This is a genomic window from Clostridium chromiireducens (assembly GCF_002029255.1).
GTDB classification, from domain to species: domain Bacteria; phylum Bacillota; class Clostridia; order Clostridiales; family Clostridiaceae; genus Clostridium; species Clostridium chromiireducens.
Map to the genome: position 1 here is coordinate 42,634 of NZ_MZGT01000012.1, position 21,217 is coordinate 63,850.

Below are 21,217 nucleotides of genomic sequence, written 5' to 3' on the forward strand. Positions count from 1 at the left end.
TAATATTGCTTACTTTCTTCACCACATTTTTATTATTCATTTAAAATTTGATTATTTTTGCGTTGTGCGCTTCATTATCTCTTTCATACTCAAAAGTGCAGTCTTTCTCTTCCGTAGATTTATATCACTAACCCAAGATTCCCTACTATGATGAATTGCATATGTTTGTTCTACAATATTAACTATCCCAGTAATAGGACACCTAGGCTGAAAATAATCTTGCGGATAAATCATCATACCATCAATCATTTGATTTTTTCCATTTTCTTTAAAGCCATGCTTTTTTAAAACTTCATTTTGATAAAGTGTACATGGAGTTCTATTCAATGTTCCATCTTCATTTATGAAACTGACATTATCATAGTAATCTCTCATTTCTCCAATAATTTCCATTCCTTTCTCAGCTCCAAAGCCTAGCCCTGTATTAACTCTAGTATTATGTTGAAATCCTGCAAAAGCATGATTCTTTAATAATGAACTTAAAGGCCTAATTACCTCGACATCTGTATCAAAATATATACCTCCATATTTGTAGACTACATCTAACCTAACATAATCTGATACAAAAGCATATTGTTTATTATCATAAGCTTCCCTAACATACGGTTTTTTATGTACATCATAGTTATCCTCATTCCATAATTTCACTTCATATTCTGGGCAAAACTTTTTCCAACTTTCAATGCATTTCCGTTCAAATTCAGGAATTTCATTACCACCAAACCAACAATAATGAATAATTTTAGGAATCTTATCATTTCCTTGATTATCAACGACAATTTCGGTATTTCTATCCGTATAATGCATAATCGGATATATGTAGCATTCTATATTGTTAAATTCTCGAATATTGTCCAATTGATTTACAATTTCATTAAAGAATGCTGCCACAATTACAATTATGCTTTTATCTGTTATACGCTGTTTCAATGAATCTACAGAAATAACACCTATACTCCTTCCACATACATCCATATTTTTATTCTGTTTATCTAATTTGTTGTCTACAATAACAGTAATTAAATCTAAAATATTATACTCATCATATAAACAACACATATCAATAAGCATCTGAGAAGCTCCAAAACATATTAATTCTTTGTCCTTAGTATACTTGCAAAACTTTTCCATTGAACAATTCTTTAGTATCATCAGACTATTCCTTCTCCTTTTTGCGATATTTTCATACTTTCTATCATATCTTCATACATATCTTCTAATGAAAATTTAGGTGTCCACCCCAATTCATTTATTTTTTCAGTATTTAAGTTAATCTTTACTACTGGATTAAATCCTCTTTTCTCAATATTTTTATCTACTTCAAATACTACTTGACTTTTGCTTTGCGGATAATTTTCTACTAACCTCTGTGCCATATTCGCAATAGATATCATTGTATCTTGATTAGCTGCATTATAAGCTTCTCCATTTTTCCCTTTTAAAAGTACTGTAATTATCGCATATGCCGCATCAATTGTATGAAGATAACTTCGCATTGTTTCACCTCTTGTATATAGAACAATATTTTTATTTTCTATAATGCCACGTGCAAATTGAGCAAAAACTCTATTATCATCATACATGACTCCACTTCCAAATGATTGAGTAAGCCTAATAATTTTTACTGGAACTTTATATTCCTTGTAATATGAACAACATAAGCATTCTGCCATTCGTTTTCCTTCTGAATAACTACTTCTTACATTCAGATGTTCAATGTATCCATATTCATTCTCTTTTATATCTATTTCTTTCGTTATTCCATATATTTCCAACGACGAAATATATATGATACTTTTAACTTTTTTGTCTTTTGCAAGTTTCAACATATTCTCTGTCCCTGATAGTGCAGTATGTATTGTTTCAACTGGATATTCAACAAAGTCTTTAGATGCTGTAATAGATGCACTATGTATAATATAATCAATTTGTTTTTCATATTGAATATCATTTAAAATATCTCCATAAATAATTTCTAATTCAGGATATTTTGCCAAGTCTCCAAATACCTTTGATACTTTACTGGCATTTCGTGCAAGTGCTATTATTTTTATTTTCAAATTATTTATTCGGTTAACAGCAGCCAAGAATTTAACTAATTGAGATCCTATTAGTCCTGTTGAGCCCGTAATAAGTATAGTACTCCCTCTCAAATCATCAAATAAATTATCTATTTCATTTACATATTTTTTTATTTTATTCATTTCATCATTCACTAAATTCATATTTTTCTCCTATAATCCTAATATTTGCGAATTCTCTCTTGCTTCGTAAATTGCTCTAAATATATAATAATCAAAAGAAGTAGTTATCTTAATATTTTCTTCCACACCATCAATTGTATGCAATTTATATCCATATTCCATCATAAGCGATGCCGAATCTACCATATTACTCTTATTGTCTTTTATTGCTTCGTTATGTACATACCAGATATCTTTCAGATAAAAGCTTTGAGGCGCTCTAGCCATTTTTAGGTTATTTCTTTTATGAATTTTCTGAATTTTATCCGAATCATCTGTCGATATAATACTTTCTTTAACAGGGACTACCGTTATAGCCGATCCAAATTCTCTTACTGACTGGATACTTTTTGTTATAAGTTGGCTTGATATTAACGGTCTAACTCCATCATGTATAAGAACAATTTCTTTATCTGGATTTGATGAATTTCGGTATATTTCTTTAAGACCATTATAAATGGATTCCTGTCCTGATTTACCGCCTTCAACTATACTTTTTACTTTTGTAATATAATTTCTCTTTAATTGCTCCTTCAAAGTATCAATCCAATCAGCTAAACACACCACTACAATATTATCCACTTCTTCATTTAATTCAAAATATTCTATTGTATATATCAATATAGATTTTCCATGTAACTCTAAGAACTGTTTCGGTTTTGCTTTACTATTCATACGCGAACCAGTTCCACCTGCAAATATCAAAGCTGTAGCCATATATTTACACCCCTTTCTTTAATAACTTCTCCAAAATAACTTTGTGAATATGTAAACCAGATGTTCCGTCACAATTAGCAACTGAATTTTTCATTCTGCTTAATCGTTCATCTTTCTTATAATCATTGACATTAATCACAATATCAATAAACTTTTCTACTGATAACCCTTCATAATAATGATAAACTCCGAGCCAATCCAATGTCAGATATTTCTTAGGTTCATCTGTCAGAATTATATCTAATACCGGCTTTTCTGTAACAATATAAAGTTTTAGAACAGAACTTGTATCTGAAATCAATGCATCTGAAAAAGTAAATGCTGTATGCATATCACTACTTATATCGTAAACAGCTCTTTTATGATTTGAAACATGCTCAACCAATTCATTAAACACATCCATATATTCTGGTCTTATAGCACTTAATGTTTCTCTCAATAATGGATGCGGTCTCCAAATCACCGCACATTTATCATTGCTTAGTATTTTTGAAATAATAATTTGTATCATTTTAATTATGTTCTTATTAGGGGATAATGTAGATGCAATACTTGTATTTATTAAAAATACTTTTTTACCTTCTAAATATTCTTTCCATTCTTCAGGCATTTCTCTATAATTTTTTAACGAATTTAATACAGCATCTATTTTAGGTGAACCAAGTATGAGAAACTTCGACAGTGGGATTCCACAACTTGATACCGCTTTTGCCCAAACTTCCGATTGAGCAATAACATAATCCGCATTAACCACGCCACTTGTAGCATGATACATATCTCTTTTTGCCTCATCATAACTATTAAATTGATTTCCTGCTATAAAGTATGGTACAAATACTAGCATATCTGTATATTTCTTTAATTCAGATGAATAGAATGATGGATGAACTGATGTTACATAATTATGCTGATCATATGGATTATGAAAATATATAATATCCGGTTTTCTAACTCTTAAATCATATTCTAAATAATTAGTAATAGGCACATATCCAGGCATCATATCCCCCTCATAGTGCATTCCATCAAATCCACCACCTGAAGTGCGGTCGAAATACGGTATAGGAATCACATAACACTCACAATTCGGATCTTCCTTTGCTTCTAACCATATACTTTCTAAGGAATCCCACATGGATGCCTTGTATGGAAGAAATACAATTTCACGCTTTAATTTAATTTCATTTTGAATACCAGTTTGAATCTTTATCATATGCTTATTAAGTAGTCTATAATCTTTATTGGCATTTACACTCGATTCCACCGTAAGGCTCACCTGATATACTGCTTCACAATATTCTTCAATAGATGTAATAACTGCTAATCCTTCTCCTTCTGATTTTTCGATTGAATTTCCTATATGAATGGCCGCTTCCTGACATTCAATAAGCATTTCTTTTACTCTTTCATAGTTATGATTTTCTATCTGCTTTTTAATTTCTTTATGCGCTTTATGAAGAGTTGATACTAATTCTAATAATTGATCTCTATGATACTTTCGCATGTAACTTATGCTCCTCACTTTCTTTAAAAATATAATTTTTTTAAATTATGTTCTTTAATAGTTTTACTATATGTACTCAATTAATTAAATTATTTCTTATATATGCACAATAAATCTCTGAGTTACATATTTTTTTAAACTTATTTCTTAAAAAATATTGCAGATATCAATCATCTTTTTCTCCTATCCTATATGTTAAAAATCAGACTTTAAGATAATTTATCCTATAGTGATTATTTAGTACCCTTTTGCTTTTTATTATTATCTTAGCATCTAATTTTGGTACTCTAATTTATAAATTGCTATAAATATTTAATTAACGTAATTCGAATTTCGACAACTTATAAATCTGAATATTATTACAGTCTATGTTTATTGACTGCATTATTATACCTTTTAATAACATAGTCAATATCAGTATCAATTATATTTTTATCAAGGTCTTTAATCCAACTTAAATAACATATTATCTGCTCTATTGAATAGCCAAAATTCAAGGTATCTTTAAAGTATATAATAGCATTATTATAATCCATTAATTTATAGTAACAGTATCCCATTTCAAAATATATTTTGGGGGCAAACTTATCCTCATATTTTAAAACATCAGACAAAATATTAATTACATAATCATATAAATTGTTTTCTTTTAGTATTTTTACAATTGGGAAGACCATCTCTGCACTTTCAAATCTATGTATGCTACTTAGATACATATTTAATACTTCTTTATTATTTGAAACTAATACAATTTCCTGTAATATTTTAGTATAATGCATCAAATTATCTTGTTTAAGTAAGACTTTTTCTTTTCCCAAGTACGAATTTATTATATTTATGTATATATCATCTACAATATTAATTATTTTTTGAATTAAATCAGTTTTTTTACTAAATATAGCTGAAACAATAGCCAGTACTTTGTATTCTTCTGATTTTTCTATCAAAAATGCATTATAAAACATATCGAAAGATTTTTCATAATAATTATTTGAAAAAAATACAAACATTAATGATATATCTTCATTGTTGTAAACTTTATTCCATATATTATAATAGTGCAACAATAGCTCTCCATGTTTTATTTTTATAAATGCGGTAATAATAATTCTTATATCCTCTTCAGAATTATTATAAATAGTATTTAATAAAGCAACAATATCTCCAACTTTTTCATTTTTCAAAAGTCTTATTAACGAAATAAACGTTGATTCATTATATTTATTTGCTTTTAACGATTTATAATAATAGTCAAAAGCATTTACCATATCATTTTTTAATTCAAATATTTTACCCATATAATAATAGATAATATGTAAAGATGAAGGAATTATATTCATTTCTATCCCATTATATTCATTTTGGTATTCCAAAGTCATATAAAAGTATTCAAGCGAGTTCAAATAATTACCTTCCAAATAATCTACTATAGCTTTATAATAATAAAACATTGGATGTTTATTAAATTTATCCATAGCTTTATTTATTACTATTATTACTTCCTCACTATTATATTCCAGATTAATCATTGATTCTATTACATTCTTATAGACCTTGCTATTAAAACCAATTAATGCTATGTCACTATCTATGAACTTATTTCCATTTTCTATAGCAAGTTCATATTTACCTAATGCAAAATAGCTATCACATAGATAATAATATCCAGTATAATCATTTTTCTTTATCATTGTTTCTTCAATTAATTCTATATTTCTTTTAACTTTGTTTTCTATTATATCTGAAGAGTAACCTGTATGATATATAATAATGTCATCATTTTCAACGATATATCGAGATAAAGGCCTATCTTGTCTATATAAAACCTCATGTATATCATTTTTGAATTTAATCTTAGGCGAATTTCTAAAGATCCTAATTGTTGGATTCACATCTTTTATTAAATCTAAATTTCTATCTATATTAATTAACTTGCTTACTATGCAATCTATTTTTTTCATACTTAAAGAATTCAAAAGATTTTCTATTTTATCTGTGCTATCAAAATATTCATCTGCATCCAGAAATATAATCCAATCTCCTTTTGCTTTTCCAAGTGCAAAGTTCTTAGCTCTACAAAAACTATTATTCCATTTATAATAAAATACTTTTGCACCTAATTCTTTTGCAATAGTGACAGTATTATCATCTGAACCAGTATCTACAACAATAATCTCATTTACAATATTCTTATAACTTTCTATACATTTCCCTATATTTTTCTCTTCGTTTTTCACAATCATGCATGCGGATATTTTCATTTAAATCTCAGAACTCCCTTCTTCCAATTAAAGGGCCAGAGTTTACACCCTGACCCTTTAATATAATTTTAACAAGTTAAACTTTATTATTCAAAATTATCTTAATAATTGAAGAACTTGTTGAGGTTGTTGATTTGCTTGTGCAAGCATAGCTTGAGCAGCTTGTGAAAGAATATTATTCTTTGAGAATGTTGACATTTCTTTTGCCATATCAACGTCTCTTATTCTTGATTCAGCTGAAGTTAAGTTTTCACTTGATGTTCCTAAATTATTGATTGTGTGTTCCAATCTGTTTTGAATAGCTCCAAGTTTACCTCTTTCAGCCGAAACAGATGCAATAGCCTTATCTAAAGTATCAAGTGCTGATTGTGCACCAGCTTTTGTAGTTACATCAACTCCTGATATTCCTAAAGCAGCTGATCTCATATCATTAATACCAAATGTAATAGTTTGGCCTCTATTTGCTCCAATTTGGAATGTCATTCCACCATTTCCACCAGATTCTGTTTGAGCTTGAGTTAACCCTAAATCTTTAACTGCTGTTTTTCCAGCTAAATCTGATAAACTAATTGGACCAGATTCACTAACAATTTCAAATCTTCCATCATTTGTTGCATTTACCTTAACATCTGCAATATATCCTGGCTTATCTGAAGATGTAGCTCCTGCTGCAGTATTATAGGAAGATATTGCAGCATTTATGTCATGTTGTAATTGAGTTGCTGCAGATGACATAGTATCTCCAGCTGATATAGCTGTTGTTATACTAGCTTGTAAATTAACATCCCCTATTTTGAAATTTATTTTATCTGTAGTTGCTACGTTTGATCCATTATAAGTACTATCACCAGTATCTCCAGTAGTTCCAGCTGTACCTAAGAATTTTCCACTTATACCTGTAGCAGCACTTGATTTTATAGCTGATGTAGTTCCTGTCGAACCGCTTTCTATAACTAATTTATTAGTACCATCAACATATCCACTAATATGTGCTACATTAGCTCCTGATTGATCAATAGCTTCATTTATCTTTGAAACAATTAAATCCTTAGCAGCATTCATGCTAGTAGTTGTTGCACCTGAACCTGTACCAGCTTTTATAGTTGTTTTTTCAGCTTCACTAAAATTTTGCCAATTAACAGTAATTTCACTTCCATCTATTGTAAGCTTACCTTGAACAAAATCTGAATCTGAAACCAATGCTGTTGATGAATTCATTGCTGATGTTGCAGTTACTGATGCCGAAGTAAGTTTAGCTACTTGTGTTCCTGTTGTCGTATCTTGTCCAACAGCAGCTCCAGAAGTTTTTAAGCTACCATTTAATAGTTTTTGAGTATTAAACTCAGTTGTGTTACCAATTCTATCTACTTCACTCTTTAATTGAGTAACTTCATCTTGAATTGATTTTCTATCGGCATCTGTATTTGTTCCATTCGCTGATTGATCTGCAAGTTCTCTTATTCTTTGAAGAATGCTGTGAGTTTCATTTAATGCACCTTCTGCTGTTTGGATCATTGAAATACCATCTTGAGCATTAGCTGAAGCTTGATCTAAACCTCTAATTTGTCCTCTCATCTTTTCAGAAATTGCAAGACCTGCCGCATCGTCTCCAGCCTTGTTAATTCTTAAACCTGAAGAAAGTTTTTGCATTGAATTACTAGCAGTTGCTGCGTTAGTATTCATCCTGCTGATTGCATTAGCTCCTGGTAAATTGTGATTAATTATCATAATAAATTCCTCCTTGATTTTTAAGTTACGGACTTCCCTGTCCATACTTTATATTTTTTTATTTATATCAACTCTTAAGAGTTAATAGCTTATAAGCTTTATACTTTTATATTCGATTTAATTGAATATTACTTTAGTCTTTATTTATAATTTTTAAAACTTTTTTATCAATTTTTAAAGTAATAACTATTTAAATCTTATATTTATATATTCGTTACTAAATGGTAGAACTTTATAGTCATTTAAATTTTATTTTAAACACTTTTATTAAAAACCATAGCCTTATTTTCAAAGCTATTGTAATTTACATTTGCTTGTCTTACCTTCTTTAAGTTCTCTATTTGTTTTTTTATTTCAACTTTTTCTTTTTTTACTACGTTTTGCAATTCTTCTTCTAACTCTAATAATTTTAGTGAACTTTCAATAGACTCAATTTCTTCTTTATCAAACTCAAGAATACTTATTGATTCTAAAATTTCTTCTCTTTTTTGAATTAAATCAGTTAGCTCACTACCATTTCTGGCCTCATTGATTAAAGCTAAAGTTAGAGTTTTATATTCTTCTAAATATTTACTTAAGTTCATAAATTTCATCCTCGCATCATTTTAATTTTAAAATAAGGCTTCTAAAAAAATACTACATATACAAAAAACATTTTATTGAATAGTATCAATTATCATCTTTATTTTCCTAGCATGCTTGCTAAAGATGATTGTTGTGAATTTAATTTCTGCATAATTGTTTCTAGATCGGAATATTTTTTATATAATGCATTTTCTTTAACTGTAAATGATTGATTCATATCAGCTATTAGCAATTTTTTCTTATATATATTCTTAGTTAATGTATTACTGCTCTCTGTACTACTTCCTGTCAATCCTGCTTTCTTGGCTAACGATGAAGTACTAGTTTTAAATTCGTTGTATAAAGCTGTTTTAAGCTGAGTTAATGCTCCACCCTTATCCGTAGTTGATGCTGCTCTTGTAAATAAATCTTTTACATCCCCTGCATTTTCTTGCAATGCTTTTGTTAATTTATCTTCATCTATAGTGAGCATTCCATTTTTGTCTGCATAATTTTTAATTGGAGATATTCCAATTTTCTCCAAATTCAATCCTGATCCCGATACAACCGTTGAAATAGCATTTTTCATTTCACTTACTATTCGTTGAAGATCATTATCTTTTCTAAGCAATCCTGTTTGCGCTTTCTTTTCCCAAGCAGTAACTTGAGATTCTGTCATTGCTGACTTTTGTTCATCTGTTAAAGGCATATAATCTTTATCTCTTGTTTCAAAGATTTTTGTATTCATACTTTGTAATAGTGTATTATAATCATTAACAAACTTTACAATATTGTCTTTTAAAGACGTAACATCGGTTGATCCTGTTAATTTTACCGAAGTATCTGCTGATGTTGTTAAGCTACCATCACCTTTAATTGTCATTATAGTTCCATCAGCCATTTTAAAATCCATTGTAGCAGCACCAAGTGGTATTCCATCAGGTTTTGTTATGGTAGTTGTTCCATCATCTGCTATTGTTATTTTACTCTTGTCAGTAAGTGTATATTCAGTTTGGGTAGACTCTGCTACTTTAGTAATATTATTACTAAAAATACTAGTCACTGATGATGATGTTATATATTTGGTAGTTGTCAGTGGATTTGTCGTTATATTTCCATCGCCCGTAATTATCATTTGGGTTCCATTAGTACTTGTGAAACTCATTATATCAGTAGCCCCAAGTGTTGTTCCATCAGGTTTTGTTATAGTTGTTGTTCCATCATTAGCTATTGTTATCTTACTATCATCCTTAAGTGTGTATTCTGTACCATCGGTCACAGACGTTGTATCCTTAACATCAGCATTAGTAAAAAGACTTGTCATCAATGATGATGTTATATTTTGTATCGGCACTAAAGTCCCATCACCTTTAATTCTCATTTTAGTCCCATCGTTGCTTGTGAAATCCATTGTATCAGTAGCTCCAAGTGTTGTTGTTCCATCAGCGTTTGTTATTGTTGTTGTCCCATCATCTGCTATTTTTATTTTACTTCCATTAGTAAGAGTATATTCTGTATTACTAGATTTCGCTGTTTTAGTAATATTATCTCCAAAAAGACTAGTTATTGATGATGATGTTATATATTTATTTGTTGAAGTTGTATTATTTGTTAATCCTTTAAAAGTAAATTGTACATTATCAACAGTTACAACATTCTCAGTTGTTTTATTTGTAATGTCATCAATTGTATAAATATTACCGCTGCTATTTTTTATAGTAGCATGAAGATACTTGTCTGTTGCTGCCGTATGATTATTAAGTGTAAACCCGCCTCCACCAAAAGCACTTGCCGCAAAATTTACACTATTAGTAAATTGACTATAAGTTGCTGTTATAGTATTCTTATTCAAGTCATCCAATGCTGTTTGAGCAGTTGTTTTATCTCCAGCGGTTGTTCCATTTATAATATTACTATACGTCAATTTCTGAGCTGCTACTGCCGCATTATAATTAGCTACTGTTTTACTTCCATCAACGTCTACATCAAAGGTTATTGTTGCTGTACCAATTTTTATTGTTTTCCCAGCTCCAGTTTCAGTTGCCAGATCTAGTTTATCTGTTGCCTTGGCTGCTAATTGAGTAACACTCACTGTATAATTATCAATACTTGCTCCTGCTAATCCTTTCGCTGTTACCTTGTCACTACTACTAGAATTATAGGTTTGCGTTTGATAAGTACTGCTAGACATCAAACTGCCTGTCTTTATTATATCAAGATATTTATCATAAAAGTCTGATGCATCGCTCATTATTTTTTTATATTGCTCTTGTTGATATTCCATAACTTTTTTATTTTGAACTTCTTTATCAATCTTTGTTTGATATCCTTGCATTGCACTTTTAACTAGAGCATCTACATCTAATCCTGAATTAGTTCCAGTTATTCTCTGTATTGTTGACATCTTTTTCACTCCTTTTGTACAATTTGCTTATAATTCAGAATTACAGTTATTAATTTAATAATACGTCTCAAAGCCATTTCTTTATTAAATCAAAAATTCGTAATTACTAATCATTTTTATTTCTTAGCTCTCTTATAAGCCTCTTTCCATGTTTCATTAATATCTTCTATAAGTGGAAGAATTTCATCTATTATTTCTATATTTTTAGTCATATTAGCCTCAATCAATCTATCTTTAATGAAAGTATATACTCTCAATAACTGAACTGCCCACTCACCTGCACTTGTATCTAAACTAACCATGAGTTCTGAGAATATATCCTGAGTTCTTACTAGCGCATCATGTGCTTTTTTTATATCTTTATCCACTATAGCTTGTCTAGCTATTTTGCAAAACTTAACAGCACCTTCAACAAGCATCAGCAACAATTGTTCTTTTGATGCATAATTTACAGAATTGTTTTTGTAAACATTATATCCATTAGAATACATTCTAATTCCTCCTATTTCGTTGTATCTAAAATTCTACCTTTTGAATTACTTTCATTTATTTTTTCCATTTTCTCCACTTTGATATCTATATTTCTATGGTTATCTTTTATACCATCTATTGTAATATATCTCTTCTCAAATTCTTTATCGGTAGATTCTGCTATATCTCTAGCTCTTTCATCTTTTACATCTTTCTTTATGCTTATGCCTTTACCCGAATGCACCTTGTCTTCTTTAATTTCTTCTTGCATCTTTTTTCTAATATCTGTATCAATCTTATTTAACTTAAACTCCAAGCAAGTATTTCCCCCTTTGAATCTTTTATTAAACTAAGCTTTTTTATCTAATAACCCTACTTGCCTCAGCATACTAGCTACCATATCTAAAATCTTTTTCGGTGGGATTTCTAATACAACTTCCTTAGTATTTTCATCTATTACTTTTACCATCATTGTTTTCATTTCCTCATTATAAGTATATTCTGCATGAGTTTTGTCATCTTTTAAAAAGTTATTTAATTTGTTTAATGCATTATCTATGTCTTTTTTGCTATATTCTTGCTTTTTATCGTTACTTGTCTCTGAAGATTGTTCTTCCACCTTTTGAACTTTAGGAATTGCTCTCTCTGCATTTGTTTCTCCATATTGTGACGTATTTGAATTCGTACTATATGAATTTATATTAATTAAGTTTTTTCCTAGGTTATTAACATCCATGTTTATACTACCTCCTTGTTAGTTGCTCTTAATCTATGATACTTATTTTTTCTTTATATTACTTAATACACTCATATCAATATTTATTGCCTCTTTATTTTCATTTTCTACTTCTTCATACAATTCTTTTCTTAATATAGATATATCTTTTGGAGCTTTTATTCCAATCTTTACACTACCATCATCTATTCTACTTACAATAATTTCTATATCATCTCCAACCATTAGAGATTCGCCTTGTTTCCTAGTTATAATTAACATCTTTTACCTCCTTACATTAAAGGACTTTTTACCTTATATTTAGAATTGTCTAATATTATTTGTTCCCCAAGATTATTAGAAGTATTTATAACTATAGGTCCTTGTAGATTGGTAGTTATTTTCTTTACATCTGAATTCAATGTTACTGTAGTAATTATATTTACTTGTTCTGGCGAATCTACATTTAAGTTTTTAATTGTTTCTTCACTTAATTTAATTTCATAGTCCTTAAAAAATTCATATGGTGACGTTACTATTAAAGAAATTTCATCATCTTCTAAAGATTGTAGTAACTTGAAAGGTTCGTAATTCTGCAAATCTAAAAGTATAAATTTTCTTAATCCATTAAGTCCTGGAAGTCCTTTCTTAAATGTGATTATATTATTTTCTTCATACTCTATTTCACCATTAATTTTAGAAATAAATTTCATATTTATCTTCTCCTAACTATAAATAACTTAGTATAGTCATTGGCAATACCTTTGCACTTGTTTGTAGTGCAGCAGTATATACAGTTTGCATTATTGAATACTCCATAGTTTTATCTGCAAAATCTATATCTTCTGTCTTTGATAAAATATCTGTCATATTATAATTCTGAGTTTCATTGTTTGCCTGTGCTGAATCCATTCTATTTTGCATCGTTCCAACCTCTGATCTTTTTTGCAATAAATTTGCTGTCACAGATTGTATATCAGCTAAGTCTGTAGTAATTAAACTTTTGGAATCCCCTCCAGCATTTAAATGATCTATTATATTTGATAACAAATCAGAAACGTTTATACTTTTTCCATTCTTATCTTTAAATTCTAATATATCAACTGCATTCTTATTATAGACAGTTTTAACTCCTTCAGAAATATCTACATTTAAATCTGAGTTTATTTGGTCAAATGAACTGTATGAAGTAACTACTTTATTAACATCGTTGGAATTAAAATTCGGAGCCAATGCGGTTGCAAATAATGATTCCAATGTTTCAGGCTTAGTTGCAGGCGGAGTTACAGTACCAACTTTAGTAAGATCAACTGTAGTCGTTGACGTAGTAGGAGCAGTTGCAGTAGTATAGTCTTTGATTGTTATTGTTACATTATTCCCTGTTTTATTGATTTCTTCTATTTTCATATTATTTGAAGGTATAAGACTACTCTCGATTGGACTCGTAGATAAATCTATGCTCATGCCTGTACTTGTTTTAGTTATTCCATTACCATTTTTATCAGCATATTTTAAAACTCCGTCTACTACTGTAGTAGGTTTAGAATTTGTTTTTGTCCCACCAAATATGTACGAACCATCAAAGCTTGTATTTAACACTTGCGATAATTCATTAATCTTTTCCTTTATTTCATCTTTAATTGCTGATTTTTCATCATCTCCATAAGTTCCATTCCCGGCATTTACAAGCAATGTCTCTATTCTCCCAAAAATATTCCCCATTTGTGACAATGCAGTATCTGTGGTATCAAGCCAATTTGATGTATCTTTTATGTTTTCATTGTATTGAGTGTTATATGAAATTTCTGAATGTAACTGCATACTTCTTGATGCTTTATAGGGGTTATCAGATGCTTTATTAATTTCTTTTCCTGAAGCTAATTGATTTTGTAATGTTTGCATATTATTCATATTTCTTTTCATATTTCTCAAGTAATTTGAGCTTAACATATTACTTGTTATCCTTGATGACATAACTTTCCTCCTTGTCCTTAAGCTAAACGCTATTTTCTAAAGTATTAGGTAATCTATATCTAAACTTGTATTTTCACTTATCTCTTCAATCCATTAATCACCACATCTAATAATTCATCTATTGTCGATATCATTTTTGCATTTGCCTGATACGCATGCTGAAATTGTATTAAATTAGTAGTTTCCTCATCTAAAGATACCCCCGAAACTGAAGATCTTTGATCTTCTAGGTTTGATAATATTTTCTCTTGATTATCTACCTGCCTGCTAGCTTCCTGGGTAGTTGTTGCAATATTATTTATAATTGTTTTATAATAACTATTTACTGTAGATCCGCTTGTTCCTGCATTTAAGTTTATACAAGTACTATCTGTAAATCCTGTTGTAGTAGCAGTAGTATTTATTCCAATTTTGCTTAGAAAACTTTTTCTATCCATTGTACTTAAATCATCAGATGATGTTATGCTACTTAAATCAAACTTTACAGAGTTAAGATTAGCTATTGCATTAGCTCTCTTTCCATCCCCTTCTCCACTAGTTGATGTTGTATTACAGTTTAGTAAAGTCGGATCTGTTACTAATGCTTTATTCACTTTTATTGTAGCAGCTGTAATTCCTGTATCAGTCGTACTGCTAGCTCCATTTGTTATGAATATTAGATTATTGCTCAATCCTTGCGATGAACCGCTTGCATCTATGCTTCCTGTTTGAATTGCATTAACAGAATAAGCTAGTGCCGCTGCAAGCCTGTCTAGATTATCCATATATCCTTGTATTTTTTCTTGAACTGATTGATTTGCCGCTATTTCTCCTTTTATATGATTGTTATCTACACTATTTACGCTACTTTCATATTCATATGTTTGGAATGTTCCACCTTTTAATTGTTCCACAGTTGTTGGTGGCGTTGATTTTACTAATGTTGTATATGTTTTTGAGCCATCTGCATTTGTAACAGCTGTTACTGTAGTTGCTGTCGTAACTCCACTTACTGTCGAAGTTGTTGTTCCTAATGTAGGTGGTGTAGTTGTTGTATCTGTAGCAGCTATTGTTAATTGAGTTTTGGCTAGACCTAATGCATTGCCATCCTTATCTCCAATTATTATTCTATTTTGTAGTAATCCTTTAGCTAAATCAGTAGCTTCTGCAGCATTGGATGCCGTTATTGTAAATGACTTAGTTTGAGCATTTTCATTTCCCAAAGGATAATATTCTACATCAACTGTACCGTCAGCATTTGCTACAGCACTCTTAACATACGAAAGTCTGGAATAATCAGTATCTGTTGGATTTGACTTTACCAAAGCTGCATCTGGATATTCTGTTGATGAAAGATTTATAGTATCAAGATTGTCTCTATCAACTTTTATACCAAATTTGTAACTTAACTGATCTAAAAGATTATCCCTTTTATCCATAAGGTCATTTGCAGTTTGTCCAACCGATGAAATACTTCTTATTTGTTTATTTAATTCATTTATTTGATCTAAATAACTATTAACATCAGTAACATTACTTTGAAGAAGCGATTGATTATCTTCACAAGTCTTTTTTAATTGATTATAAGTGTAATTCAATGCATCCGCTAAAGTAGATGCATTTTGAATAGCTACTGTTTTAACATCTGATTTATCTGGACTTTTTGATACCTCTTGAAATGCATTAAAAAATTTATTTGTGAGTTCTTGTATTCCAGTATCTGATGGTTCTCCAAAAATATCTTCAACTTTTGACAAAGTGTTGCTTGCCTGTGCATAATAACCTGATGTTCCTGATTCGTTTCTTACCTGATAATCTATAAAATGATCTCTTATCCTTTGAATAGCAGTTATCTGTGCACCTGTTCCAACTTGTCCAGCACCTATCGTATCAAATCTTGACATCCCTCCAAAAGGTGTAGTTGTCTCTGCTACTGCTCTCTGCCTTGAATATCCCGTTGTATTCGCATTAGATATATTGTGAGCTGTTGTATTTATCGCGCCTTGTTGTACATTTAACCCTCTTTTAGCAATGGTAAATGTATCAAATAAACCTGCCATGTGTTTTCCTACCTTTCAACTATACCAACTTCCATGTTATACGTATTGTAACATCCTTATTACTATTCATTTATTATTTCTTATTAGTTATCAATTCATAGCTTCAGATAAACATTATGAATTGATAACTAATAATTATTACCTCGATAAATTTCCATAAGAATTGTAAGTTCTTATTTCTCTTCTAGGATTTATTATTTCTAACATTTTATTGTTAAATATAATTTGCTGTTTTAACAATATATCATTTGTTTCTTTTTGAGATGTAACTTTATTTAATGTGTCTCTTATCTTAGCATAGCTTTTCTTCAATTCTTCGTTATCTGAATTATTCACAACATCCGTTATGCTGCTATCCCCTAATATATTTCTTCTTTCTATTTCCTGTTTTGCAATTTTCTTACCACATTCATTAATCTTATCAACTAATCCTTCTAAACCAAATACATCTTTACCCATTATCATCTCATACTGAGTTTCCAGCAATTCTTGAAGTTTCTTTAACTCTTCTTCTTGGCTTTGTATTAATTTAATAAGTTCATTTATCATCTTTATGAATTACTCTCCTTCATTGCATTTAATAGACTTTTTGCTGTAAGTCTTGCATCAACATTGTATGTTCCACTGTCTATTTTACTTTTAATTTCTGCTACTTTTTTTGCATTTGTTATACTTTCACTAAATGAATAATCTTTTAGGCTCTTCCCTAATTCCGAGATTTCAATTGTATCTACACTCTTATTTTTCTCTACCTTATCAGCGACTTTAGCGCTATTTGATTTATAAGTATTTATATACGTCGATCTATTAATTCTATCTATACTCATAGTGCATTTCTCCATTTCTTATTCTTCTACTATTATAATTATCGTACTTTTCCCATATAAGTTTATAGAAAAAACAAAGAAAATTAGTTATATCAAATTAATTGTTTGCAATACTTTAAATTATAATTAGTTATATTTTACAAGTTTAGCTTCTACACTTGTTCTTAATTAACTAAAAACCCATTCTTCTATTTTCCTTTCCCCTTCTCCTAACAATATATCACCCTCACTAAACCAACCAATCAAGTCATCGTTTGTTCCTCCTCTTATACAATCAGTAACATCCACATTAGTCTCAATAATTCCTTCTTCATTTTTCTTTCTGGCTGTTTTCTTATTTCTCTTTTTATTTTTTTCCTTCTCACAATTTACCTCTATATTATTATGTTGAGTAATATCACTATTTTTTTTATCTGAATCCTTGTTACTTGAGTTAGACTTTTTATTCACATCTTCTAATTTAGTTATAACATTTTCCTTAGGTTGTACTACATCATAATTTGCGACATTACTACTAATTGTATTCTTATGATCCCTACTCATAATTTCACTTAAACTATCTTCTACTTGAACTTCATATTTCTGTATATTATTTTCAGTATGTTTTTTTTCATCTTCATTCTTCCTAATTTCAACCTTTTCTTTAACTTTAATATTTTGGTGCTTTGCAAAGTTTTTTACTCTATACACCTTATTTTCTGCAAGTTCTATCATTTCTAACTCCATTAATATATCTAATGCAGCTTTTATTTCGTCTATTTCTCTATTAAATTCTATTCCTAAAGTCTCTACAGTGTATGGAATACTTCTTGAAAGATATAAATCCCCCTCTTGATTTACCTTCCCAGCCAAAACAACTATTCTATTCCAAACATAATGAATAAGATCTCTTTTAGGCATTCTATCTATTATTTTGAATTTTGTATCCTCATACATATCTATTCGGAATTTTACATATCTTCTTTCTCTCATCCCCATCATTTCCCTTCATATTTATTTACTAACAAGTTGATCCACATAAATGTTCTCATATGCAGAAAAGTTATGTATTGTAGCATAGCTGCTTTTTCTAAATGTGAAATGTTCTTAGTTGCAGCATAGCTGCTTTTTTTCAAGGTGTAAAAGTTGTTAATAGCAGCATAGCTGCTTTTTTTCAAGGTGCATATTAAATTTTTATCCCTCTATTTAATATATATGTAAAAAAAGAAATCTATAAAGACTTTAACGAAAAATTTTTTCCAACAAAATAAGACATACTTTAACTTTTATGATACAATTCCAAACGAAGAACTTAAAGTTATGTGGTAAATAACCTAAATAGAATACATATATGTTCCGCAGAGCTGTGAAAAATTTCGCTGAGAACATCTAAATAAAAAGTTGCACCACTTCTGCATGCTCCTGTGACGAGTACAGACAAGCAAAAGTGGAACAACTTTCCATAAAAATATTTAGAGCAGCTTATTTTTCAATACCTGACTCCACATATATGTATTCTCTTTCGGTTGTTCATTGCCTGACTTTAAGTTCTTAACAATACCTTTATTGCATAAAAAAACTCCCTTTCGGGAGTTCTTATTTCAGTCTCTTTATTCTTTCAACACTGCTTACTATATTAGTAATTCTTATTCCAAAGTTTTCATCTACGACAACAACTTCTCCAAGTGCTATTTGTTTTCCATTCACTAGTATTTCTACAGGTTCCTCTGCAAGCTTATCTAATTCTATTAAAGAACCAGTTCCTAAATTCAAGATATCCTGTATGCTCTTTTTAGTTCTACCTAAAACAACAGATATATCTAGAGGAACATCTAGTATTAAATCTATATTCTTTATAGGTGGAACACTATTTTGAGGCACTAACGGTTCAAATGCAGCCGAATGAACTTCTACCGGCTGTTGCATTCTTTGTGGTGGTGCTTCATATTGCTGCTGCTGTTGATAATTATACTGTGGTTCAGGATTAAAGTTATTATTAACAGACTCATAGCTAATTTCTTTGCTCATAATTTGTTCTTTTGGCGCAGCCGCTTTAGGAGGATCTACCTTCTTAGGCTCTTCTGCTACTTTATCTTCCCCAGTCATTATCGAAACAATATTCTTAGCCGTTTCTATTGGAAATATTTGCATTATATTACTATCCACGATATCTCCAATAGTCATTCTAAACGATACTTTAACTATTGGTTGATCTTCTGGTATAGAATCTGAAATCGGCATAGATGCATCCGTAACTAATTTTGATGTTGGTGGAGATATATCAACTTTTCTTCCAAACATTGTAGCCATAGAAGTAGCCGCTGAACCTATCATCTGGTTCATAGCTTCTGACACCGCACTAATCTCTATCTCTGATAAGTCGTGAGTTTCAGTAACTTTTCCATCTCCACCCATCATAAGGTTTGAAATTACTAGCCCATCTATAATTTTTATAATTAAAATGTTTCTTCCTATTATTCCAGCAATATATTCAATATCCAAAACAATATTAGGAGTTTCAAACCCTTCTTTTATCTCCCTCAACGTTGTAACACTTACTACTGGAGTAGTTATGTTAACTTGTTGATTTATAAGTTGATATAATGCAGTCGAAGCTGAACCCATTGATATATTTCCAATTTCTCCAAGTAAGTCCTTGTCAATTTCAGTTATACTTTCCGCTGCTGATTTAACTTCATCAGATAATGTATTTCCACTTTCCTCAGAAGCCAGATCCTCCCCAGCTAATAGTGCGTTTATTTCTTCCTGTGACAAAAAGTTATTGCTCATACCCATTCACTTCCTTATCTGTTATATCTAAAATCATAACGCCCATATTTTTTCCTACTACACCTGGTTTAGCATAGTAACATTCTTCATTACCTACATACACTTTTATTGGGGATGAACTCTTATTATCAAGCTTTATTACATCACCTATTGTTAATTTTAAGAAATCATCTACAGTTATACTCGCATTTCCAAGCTCTGCTATAACCTCAACATCAACTTTGGTAATTCCTTTTTCTATTTTTTCTCTTGATTCAGCCATTAAAGCTTCATCATCATTTCTAAAGGCATACTGCACTACTAATTTATCCAATATTTTTTCTATGCTTAAATATGGAATACACATATTAATAAAAGTGCTACGCTTATTCATTTCTACTGAAAATGTTATTAAAGCTACAGGGTCATTAGGTGCTAATGTCTGATTAATTGCCGGATTAGTTTCTATGGTCTCAACTTCAGGCTCAACCTCTAAAATAGAATCCCAAGCTAACTTTAGGTTATTTATCATTCCAGTTGTAATTTGACGCATTATATTCTTATCTATATCGGTGAATTCTTTCGTTAAAACTTTCCTATCACCTTTTCCACCAAGTAAAACATCAATTATTTGAAGTGAAAATTGGGGATTAGTTTCAAGTATTATAGTACCTACTAATGGTGCCATTTTAAATATTGTCATTATAGTAGGATTTTGTACTGAATGAATGAATTCCTCATAAGTTATCTGCTCTACAGTTTCTATTTTTACCTTAACATTTTGTCTTGTTTGACCAGTTAAGTAATTAGAAATAACTCTTGCATAATTATCATGAATCAATTCTAAAGTTCTTATATGCTCTTTTGAGAATTTTTGAGGACTTCTAAAATCATAAAGTTTTATTTTATGTTTTTCTTCCTCTTTATTAACTTCATCTGACTCTAATTCACCTGTAGATAGGGCGGATAACAAGGCATCTATTTCACTTTGCGATAAGACATCTGCCATATATTCTCTCCCT

Annotated in this window: 20 protein-coding genes; all 20 read right to left on the reverse strand. The window is 29.9% G+C overall.

Annotated features, from left to right (window positions below; all coding sequences use genetic code 11):
* Positions 1-51: 51 nt before the first annotated feature.
* The 20 genes from CLCHR_RS05760 to fliM all read right to left on the reverse strand — a co-directional run bounded on the left by CLCHR_RS05760 (position 52) and on the right by fliM (position 21,204).
* The gene (locus tag CLCHR_RS05760) at positions 52-1,131 is read right to left on the reverse strand and encodes a glycosyltransferase family 32 protein (RefSeq protein ID WP_169896764.1); all 1,080 of its coding nucleotides are present in this window, start codon (positions 1,129-1,131) and stop codon (positions 52-54) included.
* 20 nt (positions 1,132-1,151) lie between these two features.
* Positions 1,152-2,225 (reverse strand): NAD-dependent epimerase/dehydratase family protein, encoded by a 1,074-nt coding sequence (locus tag CLCHR_RS05765; RefSeq protein ID WP_079438749.1) that lies wholly within the window; start codon positions 2,223-2,225, stop codon positions 1,152-1,154.
* A 9-nt stretch (positions 2,226-2,234) separates the two neighbouring features.
* Entirely contained in the window at positions 2,235-2,960 is a 726-nt protein-coding gene (locus tag CLCHR_RS05770) for an IspD/TarI family cytidylyltransferase (RefSeq protein ID WP_079438750.1), read from the reverse strand.
* Between the two features lie 4 nt (positions 2,961-2,964).
* Positions 2,965-4,464: a CDP-glycerol glycerophosphotransferase family protein gene (locus CLCHR_RS05775; RefSeq protein ID WP_079438751.1), complete on the reverse strand. Its 1,500-nt coding sequence runs from the start codon at positions 4,462-4,464 to the stop codon at positions 2,965-2,967.
* Positions 4,465-4,823: 359 nt separating this feature from the next.
* Positions 4,824-6,707 carry a TPR domain-containing glycosyltransferase gene (locus tag CLCHR_RS05780; RefSeq protein WP_169896765.1) on the reverse strand — a complete coding sequence of 628 codons (1,884 nt, stop codon included), beginning with the start codon at positions 6,705-6,707 and terminating at the stop codon, positions 4,824-4,826.
* A gap of 114 nt (positions 6,708-6,821) precedes the next feature.
* A complete protein-coding gene (locus CLCHR_RS25420) occupies positions 6,822-8,453 on the reverse strand; it encodes a flagellin N-terminal helical domain-containing protein (protein ID WP_079438753.1) in 1,632 nt (543 codons plus the stop codon).
* 254 nt (positions 8,454-8,707) lie between these two features.
* Complete coding sequence (fliT, locus tag CLCHR_RS05790; RefSeq protein WP_079438754.1) at positions 8,708-9,037, reverse strand: flagellar protein FliT; 330 nt, start codon at positions 9,035-9,037, stop codon at positions 8,708-8,710.
* Between the two features lie 98 nt (positions 9,038-9,135).
* Complete coding sequence (gene fliD / locus CLCHR_RS05795; RefSeq protein WP_079438755.1) at positions 9,136-11,421, reverse strand: flagellar filament capping protein FliD; 2,286 nt, start codon at positions 11,419-11,421, stop codon at positions 9,136-9,138.
* A gap of 116 nt (positions 11,422-11,537) precedes the next feature.
* Positions 11,538-11,912: a flagellar export chaperone FliS gene (gene fliS, locus CLCHR_RS05800; RefSeq protein ID WP_079438756.1), complete on the reverse strand. Its 375-nt coding sequence runs from the start codon at positions 11,910-11,912 to the stop codon at positions 11,538-11,540.
* Positions 11,913-11,923: 11 nt separating this feature from the next.
* Positions 11,924-12,208 (reverse strand): hypothetical protein, encoded by a 285-nt coding sequence (locus CLCHR_RS05805; protein WP_079438757.1) that lies wholly within the window; start codon positions 12,206-12,208, stop codon positions 11,924-11,926.
* A gap of 33 nt (positions 12,209-12,241) precedes the next feature.
* A complete protein-coding gene (locus CLCHR_RS05810) occupies positions 12,242-12,628 on the reverse strand; it encodes a flagellar protein FlaG (protein ID WP_079438758.1) in 387 nt (128 codons plus the stop codon).
* Between the two features lie 42 nt (positions 12,629-12,670).
* Positions 12,671-12,889 (reverse strand): carbon storage regulator CsrA, encoded by a 219-nt coding sequence (gene csrA, locus CLCHR_RS05815; protein ID WP_079438759.1) that lies wholly within the window; start codon positions 12,887-12,889, stop codon positions 12,671-12,673.
* A gap of 11 nt (positions 12,890-12,900) precedes the next feature.
* Positions 12,901-13,320 (reverse strand): flagellar assembly protein FliW, encoded by a 420-nt coding sequence (gene fliW, locus CLCHR_RS05820; protein WP_079438760.1) that lies wholly within the window; start codon positions 13,318-13,320, stop codon positions 12,901-12,903.
* Positions 13,321-13,336: 16 nt separating this feature from the next.
* A complete protein-coding gene (flgL, locus tag CLCHR_RS05825; RefSeq protein ID WP_079438761.1) occupies positions 13,337-14,581 on the reverse strand; it encodes a flagellar hook-associated protein FlgL in 1,245 nt (414 codons plus the stop codon).
* 77 nt (positions 14,582-14,658) lie between these two features.
* Positions 14,659-16,620 carry a flagellar hook-associated protein FlgK gene (flgK, locus tag CLCHR_RS05830; RefSeq protein WP_079438762.1) on the reverse strand — a complete coding sequence of 654 codons (1,962 nt, stop codon included), beginning with the start codon at positions 16,618-16,620 and terminating at the stop codon, positions 14,659-14,661.
* 138 nt (positions 16,621-16,758) lie between these two features.
* Positions 16,759-17,169, reverse strand: a complete 411-nt coding sequence (locus CLCHR_RS05835; RefSeq protein WP_079438763.1) for a flagellar protein FlgN — start codon at positions 17,167-17,169, stop codon at positions 16,759-16,761.
* 2 nt (positions 17,170-17,171) lie between these two features.
* Positions 17,172-17,447 carry a flagellar biosynthesis anti-sigma factor FlgM gene (gene flgM / locus CLCHR_RS05840; protein WP_079438764.1) on the reverse strand — a complete coding sequence of 92 codons (276 nt, stop codon included), beginning with the start codon at positions 17,445-17,447 and terminating at the stop codon, positions 17,172-17,174.
* A 168-nt stretch (positions 17,448-17,615) separates the two neighbouring features.
* Positions 17,616-18,419, reverse strand: a complete 804-nt coding sequence (locus tag CLCHR_RS05845) for a phage replisome organizer N-terminal domain-containing protein (RefSeq protein ID WP_341456881.1) — start codon at positions 18,417-18,419, stop codon at positions 17,616-17,618.
* A gap of 603 nt (positions 18,420-19,022) precedes the next feature.
* The gene (gene fliY / locus CLCHR_RS05850; protein ID WP_207652305.1) at positions 19,023-20,222 is read right to left on the reverse strand and encodes a flagellar motor switch phosphatase FliY; all 1,200 of its coding nucleotides are present in this window, start codon (positions 20,220-20,222) and stop codon (positions 19,023-19,025) included.
* Complete coding sequence (fliM, locus tag CLCHR_RS05855; protein ID WP_079438767.1) at positions 20,206-21,204, reverse strand: flagellar motor switch protein FliM; 999 nt, start codon at positions 21,202-21,204, stop codon at positions 20,206-20,208. Before fliM ends, fliY begins: the two co-directional genes overlap by 17 nt.
* Positions 21,205-21,217: the final 13 nt, after the last annotated feature.